This is a genomic window from Alteromonas sp. AO-Serp (genome assembly GCF_017849675.1).
Lineage (GTDB): Bacteria > Pseudomonadota > Gammaproteobacteria > Enterobacterales > Alteromonadaceae > Alteromonas > Alteromonas macleodii.
Genome location: NZ_JAFLMX010000306.1, coordinates 1 through 16154, shown reverse-complemented (window position 1 = coordinate 16154; position 16154 = coordinate 1). Strand labels below are relative to the sequence as shown.

Annotated in this window: 13 protein-coding genes; 8 read left to right on the top strand and 5 right to left on the bottom strand. The window is 46.1% G+C overall.

Translation table 11 applies throughout. The annotated features are described in order from the left end of the window. Nucleotides 1–60 precede the first annotated feature (60 nt). The gene (locus QVA83_RS19770) at nt 61–471 is read right to left on the bottom strand and encodes a hypothetical protein (RefSeq protein WP_014951154.1); all 411 of its coding nucleotides are present in this window, start codon (nt 469–471) and stop codon (nt 61–63) included. A gap of 68 nt (nt 472–539) precedes the next feature. Next, entirely contained in the window at nt 540–1820 is a 1281-nt protein-coding gene (locus tag QVA83_RS19765) for a sigma-54 interaction domain-containing protein (protein WP_287498848.1), read from the bottom strand. 155 nt (nt 1821–1975) lie between these two features. Here QVA83_RS19765 and QVA83_RS19760 point away from each other — a divergent pair, with 155 nt between their 5' ends. The 6 genes from QVA83_RS19760 to QVA83_RS19735 all read left to right on the top strand — a co-directional run bounded on the left by QVA83_RS19760 (nt 1976) and on the right by QVA83_RS19735 (nt 9394). Further along, nucleotides 1976–2581, top strand: coding sequence for a Tll0287-like domain-containing protein (locus QVA83_RS19760; protein ID WP_101566263.1), 606 nt, complete (start codon nt 1976–1978; stop codon nt 2579–2581). 327 nt (nt 2582–2908) lie between these two features. Then, on the top strand, nt 2909–4489 hold the full coding sequence (locus tag QVA83_RS19755) for a cytochrome ubiquinol oxidase subunit I (RefSeq protein WP_014951151.1): 1581 nt from the start codon (nt 2909–2911) through the stop codon (nt 4487–4489). Continuing rightward, nucleotides 4486–5622, top strand: coding sequence for a cytochrome d ubiquinol oxidase subunit II (cydB, locus tag QVA83_RS19750; RefSeq protein ID WP_287498847.1), 1137 nt, complete (start codon nt 4486–4488; stop codon nt 5620–5622). Before QVA83_RS19755 ends, cydB begins: the two co-directional genes overlap by 4 nt. A 10-nt stretch (nt 5623–5632) precedes the next feature. Further along, nucleotides 5633–5746 carry a cytochrome bd-I oxidase subunit CydX gene (gene cydX, locus QVA83_RS19745; protein ID WP_014951149.1) on the top strand — a complete coding sequence of 38 codons (114 nt, stop codon included), beginning with the start codon at nt 5633–5635 and terminating at the stop codon, nt 5744–5746. Nucleotides 5747–5925: 179 nt separating this feature from the next. Next, the gene (locus QVA83_RS19740; protein WP_287498846.1) at nt 5926–7815 is read left to right on the top strand and encodes an ATP-binding cassette domain-containing protein; all 1890 of its coding nucleotides are present in this window, start codon (nt 5926–5928) and stop codon (nt 7813–7815) included. Beyond that, entirely contained in the window at nt 7805–9394 is a 1590-nt protein-coding gene (locus QVA83_RS19735) for an ATP-binding cassette domain-containing protein (RefSeq protein ID WP_287498845.1), read from the top strand. The genes QVA83_RS19740 and QVA83_RS19735 overlap by 11 nt, the downstream gene beginning before the upstream one ends. A gap of 19 nt (nt 9395–9413) precedes the next feature. Here QVA83_RS19735 and QVA83_RS19730 read toward each other — a convergent pair whose 3' ends face one another. From QVA83_RS19730 to QVA83_RS19720, 3 genes are read right to left on the bottom strand one after another with little or no spacing between them, the layout of a single operon-like run. After that, nucleotides 9414–10982 (bottom strand): sugar porter family MFS transporter, encoded by a 1569-nt coding sequence (locus QVA83_RS19730; protein WP_287498844.1) that lies wholly within the window; start codon nt 10980–10982, stop codon nt 9414–9416. 1 nt (nt 10983) lies between these two features. Then, nucleotides 10984–11985, bottom strand: a complete 1002-nt coding sequence (locus tag QVA83_RS19725) for a LacI family DNA-binding transcriptional regulator (protein WP_014951145.1) — start codon at nt 11983–11985, stop codon at nt 10984–10986. 18 nt (nt 11986–12003) lie between these two features. Next, the gene (locus tag QVA83_RS19720; protein ID WP_039229187.1) at nt 12004–13362 is read right to left on the bottom strand and encodes a GH1 family beta-glucosidase; all 1359 of its coding nucleotides are present in this window, start codon (nt 13360–13362) and stop codon (nt 12004–12006) included. A gap of 205 nt (nt 13363–13567) precedes the next feature. Here QVA83_RS19720 and QVA83_RS19715 point away from each other — a divergent pair, with 205 nt between their 5' ends. Then, nucleotides 13568–14830, top strand: a complete 1263-nt coding sequence (locus QVA83_RS19715; RefSeq protein WP_287498843.1) for a sugar MFS transporter — start codon at nt 13568–13570, stop codon at nt 14828–14830. A 12-nt stretch (nt 14831–14842) separates the two neighbouring features. After that, nucleotides 14843–16154: glycoside hydrolase family 3 protein (locus tag QVA83_RS19710; RefSeq protein WP_287498842.1), on the top strand; the 1312-nt coding region annotated here is incomplete at its 3' end.

The window sequence follows — 16154 nt, the reverse complement described above, 5'->3', positions numbered from 1 at the left end:
TTTAAAAAACGAGTGTTGTGCATGGTGAAAGCATGCATATTCAGTGTGTTTTGGAGGTTGTTATGCGTGTGGTGGGGCACGGCTTAGCGGCGCCGCGTAAGCAAAATCTGTAAAGGGCTTAGCCGCTAAACGCGCGACTAAAGCGCGATAGCGAACCAGCGATAGTAAAGGTAATGTGGCATGTAGTGGCTCGTCAACCTGAGGTAAGTCGGCTAACGTGCCATTGGTACAGTCAACGTGCTCGGCGGGTGCTTTGAGCAGTTCGGGGCTAACAAAAACGAACTCACCTTCAAACTCAGTGGCGCTAATTGAAATGTAGCGCATGGTCTTGCCAGTACAAATAAGTTCAATATCTTCACCTACAAACGCACGTGCTTGCTGCATAGTATGGGCAGCAAGGCCAAGTGCTAATGCATTTTGCAAAAGCATACAAAGGCAAAGTGTTAGTGTAAGTAGGCGTCTTAAAGTCATTTTTCTTTATCTGGTTAGCGCCTTTTTATCATAGCCTGCGTTTTGGTAATTTTTCTACCTATTATTTTTTACGTATCTCCAACCCCCGCTTTTTTCAGCTTTCTGTAAAGTGTACGGGTACTCACTCCCAGCGCTTGTGCAAGTTGCTGGGTATCGCCTTCAAAAGACGTGTGAACCTGACGTAAGTATTGGCGTTCCAATTCGTCTAAGGTTACAACGTTACCGTGAGATGAAGAGGCATCATTGATAGCATCAGAGCTTATGTTATCGAGCTCGGGTAAGTCTGTATCGTAAATAACGGTTTCATCAGCCAGTAAAATAGCTTGGTCTACAATGTTTTTGAGTTCGCGAATATTGCCTGGGAACGGGTAGTTGGTTAGTTTTTCTAGCGCGTTTTTATGAAACCGTTTTTTCTCTTTAGACATTGCCAAAAAGTGAGCGGCTATCAGTGCTATATCTGATCTTCTTTGTCTTAAAGAAGGGAGGTTGATAGGAAAACCGGCAATGCGGTAGTAGAGGTCTTGTCTGAATTCGCCCGTTTCCACCATGTGCTTTAAATTTTTGTGTGATGCACACACCAAACGAAAATCAGCCTTTTTAGACACTGTGCTTCCTACAGGCCGATAAGTTTGAGACTCGAACAGCCGCAGAAGCTTTACTTGTGTTGAAAGTGGGATATCGCCGACTTCATCAAAAAACAATGTGCCGCCTTCCGCTGCTTCTACGAGCCCTTTCTTATTTGTGGTTGCGCCTGTAAATGCCCCTTTTTCATAACCGAATAGTTCGCTTTCAAGCAGCGTGTCAGACATGCCGGTACACTCGATGACAACAAATGGTTTGCCAGCTCGGTGACTACTCGAGTGAAGTGCTTGGGACACCAGCTCTTTACCCGTGCCGGTTTCGCCAAACAGTAGTACTGAAATATCTGAGTTAGCGGCGCGATTTATTTTGTTTAGCATTGCTTTAAATGCCTCTGATTCGCCGACCATCTTTCCTGCTGAAGGTCGGTTTGAGGCAAACGAAAGCTTATCAAGTATTTCCAAGAAACCTAATAATTCTCCGCTACCTTCGAAGATCGGGCGCATGAGGATGTCGCAGTAGCTTTGACCCTCACTGGTGGTATGAACGTGTACTACGCTAGCCGCTCGTCCTGTGGCTTTACTCTCTTGCATGGGGCAATGCTCGCCGCACTTATCGCAAGGTTTGTTGTTGCGGTGAGAGACTTGATAGCAGGTACTAAAGCCAAGCTTTATATCCACAGGGTAGGTATCTCTGTAGGGCTGGTTGACAGCTTCAATAACGTAGCTTGGGTTAATGAAGATTGCGGGTTTATCTATCGCATCTATCATCGCTTGTACTATGGATATATTCATGGGTGGCTGAATATTAGTTTGTTCTAATTTAATTTTGGCAATTTATCATATTGGCATAGAGCTTGTTCATTGTTTGAGACAAACGACAATACTTCGGTAGAAATTCATTCAGTTCCAAAGAGAGTTTTATAATGAAAAATAGCGTAATGCTGGTGGCGATAAGCTTATTGGCAAGTAGTGCTCATTCATTGGCAGATACAGTGACTGCCAATGAGAAAAAAAGTGAAAACAGTGTACAGGAAAAAGTCAAAGAAGCGCGATTACACGCAAAAGCACTGGGAGGCGCGCTAAAGTCACGACTACAGCAAGCAATTCAATCCGGAGGGCTAGAGGCTGGCGTTAACGAATGCCAGATTGCAGCGGCTCCTATTGCTCTGGCGCTTAGTCAAAACGGGTGGGAGGTTGGGCGTACCGCGCTGAAAGTAAGGAACCCAAACAATGCGGCAGATCAATGGGAGCGTGAGCAGTTAGCGTGGTTTTCACAATTACTGACCAAAGCTAAGCAAGACAATTTGGCCCCTAAAAGACCTATTGAAACTTATCAATACGATAGCGAAAGCGGTGAGTTTAGGTACATGATGGCTATTGAACAAGGTCAGGTATGCATGGCATGCCACGGAGCTAACGTGGCACCTTCAGTAAAACAATCCATTCTAAAGCACTATCCCAACGATCAAGCTACAGGGTTCGAATTAGGAGAATTACGAGGCGCGTTCACACTCTCATATACCCCTTAACTTTTCCTTATACTCCACTTTTTGACATTCGGCTAAGCAGCCTTTTTCTTGTGCCATATTTGTCACCTAAATGACAAATATGGCGAATGCATCGCCACCAATTGTTGCGTTGGATCAATAAGCCACACGCTCGGTCGTGGAATAATTTATCTGCACAGTACGAAAATACCGCCGTTTATCGGTAATTGCGCTTAAGCAGCCAAATTACTGATGTATGGCATAAACCGTGCTCTTGCCATGCGGCATATTCACGTGTTCATCACTGAATTTTAAACCACTTTTCTGCTAAGCGTTTAACGCGCACACGAAATACAAGGGAGATAACCCATGAGCGATACGTTAATAGAACTATCGCGGTGGCAATTTGCATTAACTGCAATGTTCCACTTTATATTTGTACCCTTAACTTTGGGGCTTAGTTTCTTACTTGCCATTATGGAATCGGTATACGTAATGACGGGTAAAGAAATTTATAAGCAGATGACCCAATTCTGGGGAAAGCTGTTTGGAATTAACTTTGCCATTGGTGTAGCCACAGGCTTAACCATGGAATTCCAGTTCGGAATGAATTGGTCTTACTACTCTCACTATGTAGGCGATATCTTCGGTGCGCCACTTGCCATCGAAGGCCTAATGGCCTTTTTCCTGGAATCTACCTTCGTGGGGTTGTTCTTCTTTGGCTGGGACAAAATGTCAAAGGTGAAGCATCTGATGGCGACTTGGCTGGTGGCCATTGGTTCAAACTTCTCTGCACTGTGGATCTTGATTGCTAACGGCTGGATGCAATACCCGGTAGGCGCTGAATTTAATTTTGAAGCCATGCGTATGGAAATGACCAGCTTTGCTGAGGTTATTTTTAACCCCGTAGCACAGGTCAAATTTGTTCACACTGTATCAGCAGGTTACGTGACCGGCGCAATGTTTGTGTTGGCAATTTCAAGTTACTACCTGCTTAATCATAAGCATATCGCCTTTGCGCGCCGTTCGTTCGCCATAGCTGCTAGCTTCGGCCTAGCCTCAACGCTTTCTGTGATCGTGTTAGGTGATGAAAGTGGTTATGAGCTTGGTGATGTACAAAAAGTGAAGCTGGCAGCAGTTGAAGCTGAGTACGAAACCCATCCTGCACCTGCGCCGTTTACTGTGTTTGGTATTCCAAACGACGAAAAGCAGGAAACCGAGTACGCCCTTCAAATTCCTTGGGCAATGGGCATTATTGCTACCCGTTCGTTAACCGAAGAAGTAAAAGGTATTAAGGATCTTAAAGAAGAGAATCGCGAGCGTATTCTAAGCGGAATTAAAGCCTATGAAGTACTTGAAGATGTAAGAAACGGCACCGCGACAGCTGAGCAACGTACTGCCTTCGACCAAAATAAAGACAGTTTGGGCTACGCTATGTTGCTAGAGCCTTTCACTGAGAACGTTTCAAATCCTTCTGATGCCGCGCTTCAACAGGCAGTAGATTACAGCATTCCGCCGGTTGCCCCATTGTTTTGGAGTTTCCGCCTTATGGTTGTGGCTGGCTTTATTATGCTTGCGCTATTTGTGTGCGCCTTTTACTACAGCACTAAACACAAGATTACTAAGCCACGCTGGTTATTAAAAAGCGCGCTCTATGGTTTGCCGCTTCCTTGGATTGCCTGTGAGGCTGGCTGGTTTGTCGCTGAATATGGTCGCCAGCCATGGTCAATTGCGGAGGTGCTTCCGGTGCATACGTCGGTATCTAATCTCGCCGTAAGCGACGTGGTAATAACCCTTGTAGCCTACAGTGCTTTCTACACCGGCATGTTCATTATTGGTTTTTACTTAATGAAGAAGTTTGCCAAAAAAGGGCCGATTCCCCCTGCAGATAAGCAGCCTGACACTGAATTTGATCTTATTGACCTTGATGAGCAAGGAGCAAAAGCATGATTGATTATGAATTACTAAGAGTCATTTGGTGGTGCTTGGTTGGCGTTCTGCTAATTGGCTTCGCGGTTACTGATGGCTTCGATTTGGGCGTTGGAGCTCTGCTCACGCTTATTGGTAAAAATGACAAAGAACGTCGCGTAATGATAAACACGGTAGGGCCGCACTGGGATGGCAACCAAGTTTGGTTTATCACCGCAGGTGGCGCTATTTTCGCCGCGTGGCCGATGATTTACGCCACTGCGTTTTCTGGGTTTTACCTAGCATTGGCCTTTACCTTAATTGCCCTTTGGATGCGCCCGATAGGCTTTGACTACCGCAGTAAACTACCAAACCCTCAGTGGCGTAAAGCGTGGGATTGGGCGCTATTTGCTGGCGGTATTATCCCAGCCCTTATCTTTGGTGTGGCGTTTGGTAACCTGCTGTTGGGCGTACCGTTTGAAATGGACAGCACGCTTAAATCAACCTATACAGGCTCGTTCTTTGGCCTTTTAACACCGTTTGCGCTGGTGGCAGGACTGCTTTCTGTAGCTATGTTGCTGAACCACGGTGCAACCTGGCTACAAATGAAAACCGATGGCTTCATTGAAGTTCGCGCACGTGCAGTATCGGTTGTGTTAAGCCTGACTGGTGTAACGCTATTTGTACTTGCAGGTCTGTGGGTAGCATTTGGATTAGACGGCTTCGTGATTACCTCGGCAATTGACACCATTGCTACGTCAAATCCACTTAAGAAAGAGGTTGCCATTGAAGCTGGGGCTTGGATGAGCAACTACAGCAAATACCCCTTTATGATTGCAGCACCTGTGCTGGGCATTATTGCGGGTTTGGCCTGTGCGCTTTTCTCTAAGAAGGGTAATGCAGGTATGGCGTTTGTATCGAGTGCGCTATTTATAGCAGGCGTTATTTTAACGGCAGGCTTTTCAATGTTCCCATTTCTAATGCCAAGCATCACTATGCCAGAGGCGAGCTTAACGGTTTGGGACGCTACGTCTAGCCATATGACGCTAAACGTAATGTTTATTGTTGCCTGTATCTTTGTGCCTATTGTACTTAGCTACACGGCCTATAGCTTTTACGTAATGCGCGGACGCATTAAAAACGAAGACCTCGACCAGTCTCACACCATTTATTAAGGAGAACGCTATGTGGTATTTCGCTTGGATTTTAGGAGTTTTACTGGCGTGCTCTTTTGGCATTATCAACGCCATGTGGTTGGAGTCGACGGAAAATATGGATAGACCCGAAGACCAAGAGTAGAAGCGGAGGTAGGCTGGCCGCAAGAACACGCCGTAAGCCCGTCCTTGGGGGGCTCTTCAGCAGCGTCCCTGCCGCTGAGGGTTCTTGCAGCCAGCCCACCACCACTTGGAAAAGAATGAAAAAGAAATGCGAGATTTGCTCTCGTTACTAAGTAACGAAAAAGATGAGTCAAAACCACAGTGATCAAAGAAAAAGTTCCCAACCGGCAAACGCTGAACGCGTGGTCCAATAAGATAGATAAGGCGCAGTCGCTTGGCTTGCGTACCTCTCTTACGGCCCAAGTAATGGTTAAGTGTTTGTCGCTTTTTTCTTTGATTATTGGGTTCTATTATTTTTCACATATTGCTCATGACTGGGTAGTAAACCAGACTCCTGCAACAGCGAGTGATGTCACAGGACTTGCCGTTTCTCTGGGAATGAGTTGGCTGCTTCAAGGCGCATTCAATGCCTTATCTAGTAGTGCAAAAATGCAGGTGTTAAACAAGCTAGAACAGCACCTACAACACGTATTCATTGAGCGTCAACATGCGCTTATTCGACAGCACTCGGTTTACTATTGGCAAACGGTGTGGCTGCAGCACTTACAGGCTTTTGCTGACTGGGCACTTGAATATCGAGTGCAGCAAATGATTGCAGTTGTTGTCCCCTTGTTTGCTTTAGCCGTTATCTTTTATGTGAACCCCGTTATAGGGATTGGCCTATTACTAACATTGCCGGTAGTGCCGCTTTTTATGATCATTGTGGGCAAGGGAGCCGCAGCCCTACATCGAAAGCAATTTATCGCCCTTGAACGTTTGGGAAGTTTATTTACTGATAGGTTAGCCGCGCTGCCGATGCTGGCAAATTATCAGGCGCATCAAAAACAAACTGCCCTGCTTAAAGATGCCAGTGAAAACTTGAATGCGCGAACTATGAAAATAGTGAGCATAGCGTTTTTGTCCAACAGCGTGCTCGACTTCTTCGCAACACTCGCGGTTGCACTTACGGCAGTATTTATTGGTTTTTCACTGTTAGGCGAATTGAGCATTGGGCCAGAGATAACGCTCCAGCAGGGCTTATGGATATTGCTGACTGTGCCATTGTTACTCAGTGAAATGAAAAAGCTGGGGCAGGTATACCATCAAAAGGCGCAAGCAGAAGCCGCCAAAGCTGAACTCGCGCCGTTATTCTCGCGCTTCACAAAAAATCTTGATGGTAGTGCAATGAACCCGGTCAACGCTGACACAACCCACCATTATTCATCAGAACACAAGGTATTGCTTACGGCTAATAACCTTAAGGTTTTTGACATAAACGCCCAGCAACCTCGCTTGCCGAGCGGTAAGGATAAATCGGCTGTTGATGATACTCCTGCACTATTGCACGCTGAATCTCTAGAAGTATCAAAGGGCGATAAAATACTCATTAGCGGGCGCTCTGGTTCAGGTAAAACATTATTATTAGAAGCATTAGGTGGTCAAAGACCTAGCACACATACATTCAGGGAACCGGTAATTTGGATAACCCAACACCCCGTGATCACGCCAGGTACCGTGCGTGAGAACTTGTGCTTAAACGACACCTATACAGACGACGCGCTTATGAAAGCGCTAGAAGCAGTAGAGCTTGACGCGTGGCTGTCGTTATTGCCTTGCGGGCTTGATACGGTAATGACTGATTATCCGCTGCTTTCAGGTGGCGAAGCGCAACGGCTGTCGCTAGCGAGAGCGCTGTTGCGCAAAGACGATATATGGTTACTAGACGAGCCTACAGCCCATTTGCCAGGTTCCCAGCATGCAAGATTGGCACAGTTAATTGAACGTTTGGCTAGAGACAAAACACTGATTTGGGCTTCTCACAAAGCACTCCCTGCAAACTGGTTTAACCGCTTTTGGACGGTATCGCGAAGCACGCCCGAACAAGACGCCATTTCCAACGCAAACTTCAACTCAATGTCAAAATTAGAGGCAGGGCTTAAAAGCAAAATAGGCGCATTACAAGACGAGCACCTACAAGGCTGTAGCAGTGTGACGGCAACGAGCTTTAAGGCGAATGCCAATCAAAAGGAGTGTGGCCTTGATGAAAAGTAAATCGGCTTACCTCACGCTGCTGCTTGCTCTTTTACACGGTGTGGCAGGAATAACCATTCTTGTTATTTCTTCGTGGTTTATCGCTATCAGCGCTATTGCACCTGTAGGTTTTAATTACGTTATTCCCGCGGTGGTTATTCGCGCGCTAGCACTACTTCGCATTGCTTCGGGATATGCCAGTATGTGGGTGGGTCATAACGATTTGCTTACCCGTATCGCAGAGGGGCGCTTGCTTGTATTCAGTCAACTTGAAAACAGTAAAATTACCGACAAAGCATTCACAACAGAAGCATTAGCCCAGCATACCGAAACGCTTGCCAGTCGGTGGATTGCTTGGATAGCTCCGCTTTCTAACATCACATTTATATTCACTAACCTTTGCGTTGCTGCGGTATGGTTTGACCTTCCCGGCACCTCGTTTTTACTTACACTTTTTGTTATTTGGCTCTTCATCGTTGTGCTGCAAGGCTTTAGTGGTTTAAACGTTGCGAAAAAAGCGACAAAGGAAAATAAAGTGTTTCGCCAAGAGTCAGCCGACTTTCTTAATTGCAGTGCTATATGGCACTTAAATAAAGCAATGAACAACTTGCCAAAGGAAGAGGGGGGGCATGCGATCAATAGCATGCCGAGTGCTGACAGGGTGTGGCGACAACAAACTACGCAGAAAGACAAAGCTTTACGCGCGAGCTGGTGGTTTCAAGGCGCGGCATTTTTTGCGGTAGTGTTAGTTATGTCGGGCGCAGTTAGTCCAATATCTGACTTTTCGTATATGCCTATTGCTATTGTTGTGCCCATGATATTGATGGCTGCGCCTGATTGGGCTGGTGCAGCTTTTCACAGCATTACCAAGTTTGCACAGCACAAACAAAGCGCGAAAGCCCTTAAGAAGCTCAAAACCTCACCCATTAAAGTACTTGAACGCACCGAACTGCACCATTCACTTACGTTATCTGATTATACTGCCAAAAATAGACGCTTACCTTTGGTCAATGCTACATTCCCAGCCACTGGCATCGTATGTATATCCGGGCCGTCAGGCTGTGGTAAGTCATCTTTGCTTCAGTCAATTGCGGGGGTTGTGCCTTCTACTGGACTTAAAGAAGTGGATGGCATGCGTATAGCCGATGGCTTAATTAAAAACTGGCGCTATGTGGAACAAGAGCCAATAGTGCTTTCTGGCAGTGTCTCTTCAAATTTAGACCCTGCCGGAATGGGTATTCCCCTTGATGACATGACTAACCTGTTAGCTCAATTAGGGCTAGAGGCACTGTTGCCGTTGTCTATGTGGGTTGGCAAGGCGGGTAGGACGCTCTCTGGGGGAGAGCGTAAGCGACTAGCCTTAGCGCGCGCTATTTTATCTCACGCAAAAGTGTTGCTTGTTGATGAACCCTTCGAGGGCTTGGATGTGACTACTCAGCATAAAGTGTGTGAGGTATTAAATCGCTACGCTGCCAACCATCTCATCCTAGTTGCTTCTCACGTTACGCCAAGCGCGTTAAATGTATCATCAACACTACTATTAGAAGAGGCGAGAATGAATAACCTTTGTGCAGGTCAGCATGCTATCAGGTTGCCTTAATATACAGGATTGACCTCAGCTAAGCGGATCGCTCAAATTCTTCCGTGATTTCTTCCAACGTTCTTCCTTTTGTTTCTGGGAAGAACTTAGCAACTAAGATCAGGCTGACTAAGGCAAACACGCCGTAAATTGCAAACGTGGCCGCGGCTCCCAAGTTGGCCAACTCCCAAGGGAAAACAACTTGAACTAGAAAACTGGTGAGTGAATTCACCATGCCAACTAATGAAATAGCCAAAGCGCGGGTTTGATTCGGAAAAATTTCAGCAAGCATTGCCCACATCACTGGGCCAAGAGACATCGCGAACGAAGCAACAAACGCAATGATGCCAAACAACACTAAAGGTGCATTCATATTAATACTGCTCGTAAGCAATGGTTGCTGATACGCATCGTATTCGTCGCTGGTAAGTGTGGTCTTTAGCGTGCGCTTAAACTCAACGTCTGAATAATAAATATCGCTGGTTAGTGGAGTTAGCTTTATTGCCACACTCGGCGCATCTTGCTGTATTTCGTTTATGGCCGTTTGCTGTACTTGATATGTCGCCTGTTTAAAGCCATAGGTACAAATAGACATGCTGATCACTACGCCAGTTAAGCCAATCAGCAGCAGCGGTTTTCTTCCCCATTTATCAATAGTTAGCATAGCGACTACGGTAAATGCTACGTTAACCAAGCCAATCCATACAGCCTGCATAAATGCCGCATTGGTACCTACACCGCTTTGTTCAAAAATCGTGGGCGCGTAAAAAAAGATAACGTTAATGCCGGTAATTTGCTGTGCAATGGCAATGGTAATGCCCACCATTAACGGAAATCGCATGGCCTTCGCCTTTAGAAAGCCTAGGCGTTCACGAAAAGGCCACGACTTTTCTTTAAGTGAAGACGCTATATCTTCAACAAGAGCGCTGGCTTGGGCTTTGTCGAATAAGCGGTTTATAACCTGTTCGGCTTCCTCGTGTTGGCCTTTGAGTACCAGCCACCTGGGGCTACGCGGAATAGTAAACAGTAAACCAAACCATAGTGCTGCGGGGATAACCTCCAAGCCCAGCATGTAGCGCCATAAATGTGTATCTAAACCCCATTCAGCAACCCAACCTGCACCGCTGTTACTCAGCTGTAGCAGGTAATAGTTGGTGAAATAGGATAGGGCGAAGCCAAATACAATGTTTAGCTGGTTCACCGACACCATTTTGCCTCGGTTTTCTGGGGCGCTTATTTCCGAAATATACAGCGGGGCAATGATCAGCGAACAAAACGCAATGCCGCCAATAAAGCGAGAAAGCACTAATAGTTCGAAATTAGGGGCTAAGGCTGAGCCGACAGAAGAAAGCAGGTAAAGGAAAGCGACAAGAATGAGTGCTTTGCGCCTGCCAATAGCGTCGCTAACGCCGCCGGCAAATAGCATGGCTATTAGCGCGCCTAGTGTCGGTGAGCTTACGACGAAGCCTTGCTGCCAATCGCTTAGGTTAAATTCGGCATCGATAAAGCCATTGGCTCCTGCTATTACACTGGCATCGAAGCCAAAAATAAACCCTCCAAGAGAGACAATGAGTGTGTAATACAGCGACGGAGACAGGGCTTTATTCATTTTATAATTTGCCTAATGTGTCCCTATTTACTACTTCGGGTTCAAATAAGTGCTCAATAGGAATAGGGCTTTTTATGTCATAAACATGTTGTAGCACCCAATAAGCAGCCATTTCTCCCATAGCGTGAATAGGGTTATTAATTGTAGTGAGTTTTGGATAAAGGTAGCGCGAAAACAGTACGTTATCGAAGCCAATAATAGAAAGCTGTGACGGTATATCAAATCCCGCTTCTCTTGCGGCGGTCATTGCACCAGAGGCCATTTCGTCGTTTGCGCATACCAATGCGGTAAAGTCAGAGAATGTTTTCTGAAGATGTTGCATGCCTTCTTGGCCTGATGACTCGTGGAAGTCGCCTTCAAAAACACTGTTTTCACTAAAGGTAACCCCTGCTTCTTGAAGGGCTCTTTTGTGACCTGCCAGACGATCGCTCGCATCCTTTTTAAATAGCGGGCCGCTAATGTACGCAATCTTTTTGTGGCCTGCATCAATAGCAGCTTTCGTTGCCATGTAACCGCCTCTTTCGTTGTCCACAACAAAGCAGTTCTCGTCGAGAGCGTCCACTTTTCGGTTTATCACAACAACGGGGATCTTACTGTCTACTAGTGTTTTTAAGTAGTCATCGGAGACGGCTTCAGCGTGAAGAATCAAGGCATCGCAACGGCGGCTTTTTAGAAACTCAATCGCTTCGTGCTCGCGCTTTTCATCCACATGACCGGCGGTAATAATAACGTGCTTACCGTTTTGTTTAAGCACATGTTCTACCGTACTCATCAAGTCGCCAAAGTATGAGCCGTGTAGTTCAGATACGAGCAAACCGACGCTGTTAGTGCGGTTTGACGCAAGAGATTGAGCGATGGCATTGGGTTGATATCCCAACGATGCCATAGCATCCTCTACTTTTTTGCGGGTGCGCTCGCTTACCTTCGCGTTGCCATTCATAACGCGAGAAACGGTAGCTAACGAAACACCTGCGGCCTCTGATACTTGGTAAATTGTTGCCATACGGTTTGGTACTTGTCCTTATTTGATACCGCTAATGTACCCATTTATCCGGCTCTTAACCAGTTTTGAATAAGCCAAAGCGCTTTGTTTTGGCGTACGTTTTTGGGTTGCGTAGTCGACATAAACTATGCCGAAACGCTTTGAATAGCCCAGTGCCCACTCAAAGTTGTCCATTAGGCTCCATGCAAAATATCCGCGTATGTCTACGCCTTTTTCTATTGCTTCATTTACCGCATTTAAATGGGTGTGGAAGTAGGCGGTACGCCCATTGTCCAACACTTCCCCATCTATGAGCTCATCATCCATTGCTGCTCCGTTTTCAGTGATGTAGATAGGCGGTAAGTCGTAGCGTTGGTGCAAATCAACAAGCAGCTCGGTAAAGGCATCAGGAGTGATTTCCCAGCCCATTGCGGTTAATTCGGTTGTGGCTGGAGGCACAATTTCAAACCAACCATTGCCGTCACTTTGATACACAGTGCGGGTGTAATAATTAATGCCTAAGTAATCGATTGGTTGGCAAATAATAGCCATATCACCTTCCGCAATGTCGGGCTTAACGTCGGGAGCGAGCTTATCGATAATGTCTGGATATTTGCCTTCAATAATAGGCTTTAGATACCATTGATTGTGGTAATCATCGGCGAGTTTGGCGGCGTGTATGTCTTCGGGTGAATCACTTTTTGTATGGCAATTGCTAAAGTTAAGTACGATACCGTTTTGGCTTTTTGGGCAAACTCGGTTAAGCACTTTTAACGCTAAACCGTGAGCAAGCAATAAGTGATGCGCTGCCTTTCGACCATTTGCCATGCCTGTCTTTCCAGGTGCATGAATGCCTGCCTCATAACCCAAATAGGCTGAACAAAATGGCTCATTTAATGTCGCGTAAGAGTGGACTTTTTCGCCCAACGTGTTTGCTACGGCTTCAGCATATTTTTCGAATTCATAGGCTGTGTTGCGATTAAGCCAGCCACCATTGTCTTCAAGGTGTTGCGGTAAATCCCAGTGATAAAGCGTCACGAACACTTTCATGCCGCGCTTGATAACTTCATTGACTAAGTTTACGTAAAAGCGCATGCCCACTTCGTTTACGCTACCGTCCTGTTTCATCACTCGCGGCCACGAGATAGACAGCCTATAAGCATCAACACCAAGAGAATCAATTAGCTCTACATCTTGTTTCCACAAATCTATGTGGTTACAGGCAATGTCACCATTAGTGGCATCAGTAATGGCATTTTTCTTTTCGCAGAACGTGTCCCAAATACAATCTAATCTTCCTTTTCTGTCTCCCTCTATTTGGAAACTTGATGTAGCCACACCAAACAAAAAGTCTTTCGACAACATCATTGAATTGGATGGAAGGTTAATTTCTTGCATCGTGGGTATGTCCTGACTATAACAATTTTTTCATATTAACCCTGCGCTAGACAGGGCAAATAACATCATATTTACATTGAATTCGATTACGCTTCGTGTAATTATCTCTTCAATGTAAGCGCTTACAAAATCATTTGTAGTTAGATGTAAGCGCTTTCAAATGTAAATTTATCATTAAATAGAAAAATAGCAACAGAGGTTATTCGTGGACACACCAGTGCAGCCTAATATTTCAAGCTCCCAAGAGGCAGAGGCAAACGGTGGATACCGTTTTGCGCTTATCTCACTCACCACGCTGTTCTTCATGTGGGGTTTTATTACCTGTTTGAATGACATCCTTATTCCTTACTTAAAAGGTGCATTCAACCTTAGCTTCACACAAGCAATGCTGATTCAGTTTTGCTTTTTTAGTGCCTATTTCATTGTGTCACTGCCTGCAGGCATGGTGGTGTCGCGCATTGGTTACCAGAAAGGTATTGTACTTGGGCTCGCTATAGCCTGCGTGGGGTGCTTGCTGTTCTTCCCCGCTGCATCAAGTCAAATATACGGTATTTTTCTGTTAGCTCTTTTTGTATTAGCGTCTGGTATAACCGTACTCCAGGTGTCTGCCAACCCTTATGTAACGGCACTCGGCGATCCTAAAACTGCCTCGTCACGACTCACCATGACCCAAGCATTTAACGCTTTTGGTACAACCGTGGCTCCCTTCTTCGGTTCTTATCTTATCTACGGCGCTACAGGAGAGCACGGAGGCGGTACGCCAAGCGCTTCAGACGTGCAAGTGCCTTACCTAATTCTTGCTGCATCACTGCTTCTTCTGGCTCTTATTTTCATGTATTTAAAGCTGCCGAAGCTAAATCACACCAGCGCAAGCACTGGAGTATTTAAAGGAGGTGCATGGCATCACAAGCACCTTGTTTTAGGCGCTGTCGGCATTTTTATGTATGTCGGCGCGGAAGTGGCTATTGGCAGCATGCTAGTGAATTATCTAGCGAGTCCGGCGGTTGGCGGATTAAGTGAGGCAGGGGCGGCCAAGCTGCTTGCTTACTACTGGGGAGGCGCGATGGTAGGGCGCTTTATCGGTGCTGTGGTCATGCAAAAAATCTCGGGTGGCTACGTGCTGGCGTTCAACGCTTGTGTGGCTATTGCGCTTATTTTGCTATCACTTTCAAGCACAGGAGACATAGCGCTGTGGAGCATTTTGGGAGTAGGTTTGTTTAACTCAATCATGTTCCCTACCATTTTTAGTCTTGCACTTCACCAGCTAGGAAAAGACACCCCACAAGGCTCAGGCATTCTTTGTTTAGCCATAGTTGGCGGTGCCATTATTCCACTGCTTCAAGGCATGCTTGCAGACACCGTCGGCGTTACGCTGTCATTTTTACTACCCGCTTCTTGCTACCTTTACATTGCCTACTATGGCCTTGTAGGAAGTCGCGTATCTCACATTAATACCACTGAAAAGTAACGAGGATAAATAATGCGAAAAAGTATAATCGCGAAAGTTGTTACCGGTGCATTGGTTGGCGTTTTAGTTAGTGCATGTTCAGCTGAAAAAAATACGTCTTCAGTCGATGACGTTGAGCCACAGCCAAACAAAGCGGGCGAGGTATGGCCTAAACTAGATATTGAAGTTAAAACAAACGCTACTGTCGAAACTAAGGTAGAAGAAATTCTGTCTACCATGACTATCGAGCAAAAAATTGCGCAGATGATCCAGCCTGAAATTCGCAATATCACGGTAGAAGATATGCGCAAATATGGATTTGGTTCTTATCTTAACGGCGGTGGTGCATTCCCTAATAACGACAAGCACGCCACACCAGAAGACTGGGTAGCACTTGCAGAAAAGCTTTATCAGGCTTCCATCGATGACAGTTTGGACGGCTCGACAATTCCTACAATGTGGGGGACAGACGCTGTTCACGGTCATAACAATGTTATAGGCGCAACCTTGTTTCCTCACAACATTGGATTAGGTGCGGCAAATAACCCTGAACTGGTAGAGAAGATTGCGCACATTACAGCTAAAGAGGTCATGGCGACGGGTATCGATTGGGTATTTGCGCCTACCGTTGCTGTGGTACGTGACGATCGCTGGGGCAGAACCTACGAGAGCTATTCTGAAGACCCAGCCATTGTTAGAGAGTATGCTGCTTCAGTGGTTAAAGGTCTTCAAGGGGCAGCTGACAAAGACTTCTTAAGCGACCAGCGTGTAATTAGTACAGTAAAGCACTTTGTAGGTGACGGCGGTACGGTTGGCGGTGATGACCAAGGTGACAATGTTGCCAGCGAACAAGAGTTATTTGATATTCACGCCCAAGGCTATGTGGGCGGATTAACGGCGGGCGCGCAGTCTGTCATGGCGTCGTTCAATAGCTGGAATGGCGAGAAGCTTCATGGTCATAAATACTTACTAACAGACGTACTTAAAGAGCAAATGGGCTTTGACGGGTTTGTTGTTGGTGACTGGAACGGTCATGGGCAAGTTAAAGGTTGCAACAACGAAGATTGTGCGCAGGCCATTAACGCAGGCTTAGATATCTTCATGGTGCCAAACGATTGGAAGGTGCTGTATGACAATACCCTAGCTCAAGTAAACGACGGCACCATCCCTATGTCGCGTATTGATGATGCGGTACGCCGAATTCTTCGAGTGAAAGTACGCGCTGGACTTTTCGAAAAGCCAAGTCCGGCAAACCGCCCGTTATCTGGCGACCGTTCGCTTATTGGTAAGGCAGAGCATAGAGAAGTGGCGGCGCAAGCGGTGCGCGAGTCTCTGGTACTGCTGA

What these genes read in the sequence shown, in the direction of transcription:
- QVA83_RS19735 (WP_287498845.1), top strand. Translation starts at nt 7,805, where the DNA reads ATGAAAAGTAAATCGGCTTACCTCACGCTGCTGCTTGCTCTTTTACAC.
- QVA83_RS19725 (WP_014951145.1), bottom strand. Translation starts at nt 11,985, where the DNA reads ATGGCAACAATTTACCAAGTATCAGAGGCCGCAGGTGTTTCGTTAGCT.
- QVA83_RS19730 (WP_287498844.1), bottom strand. Translation starts at nt 10,982, where the DNA reads ATGAATAAAGCCCTGTCTCCGTCGCTGTATTACACACTCATTGTCTCT.
- QVA83_RS19755 (WP_014951151.1), top strand. Translation starts at nt 2,909, where the DNA reads ATGAGCGATACGTTAATAGAACTATCGCGGTGGCAATTTGCATTAACT.
- QVA83_RS19720 (WP_039229187.1), bottom strand. Translation starts at nt 13,362, where the DNA reads ATGCAAGAAATTAACCTTCCATCCAATTCAATGATGTTGTCGAAAGAC.
- QVA83_RS19765 (WP_287498848.1), bottom strand. Translation starts at nt 1,820, where the DNA reads ATGATAGATGCGATAGATAAACCCGCAATCTTCATTAACCCAAGCTAC.
- QVA83_RS19760 (WP_101566263.1), top strand. Translation starts at nt 1,976, where the DNA reads ATGAAAAATAGCGTAATGCTGGTGGCGATAAGCTTATTGGCAAGTAGT.
- cydB (WP_287498847.1), top strand. Translation starts at nt 4,486, where the DNA reads ATGATTGATTATGAATTACTAAGAGTCATTTGGTGGTGCTTGGTTGGC.
- QVA83_RS19770 (WP_014951154.1), bottom strand. Translation starts at nt 471, where the DNA reads ATGACTTTAAGACGCCTACTTACACTAACACTTTGCCTTTGTATGCTT.
- cydX (WP_014951149.1), top strand. Translation starts at nt 5,633, where the DNA reads ATGTGGTATTTCGCTTGGATTTTAGGAGTTTTACTGGCGTGCTCTTTT.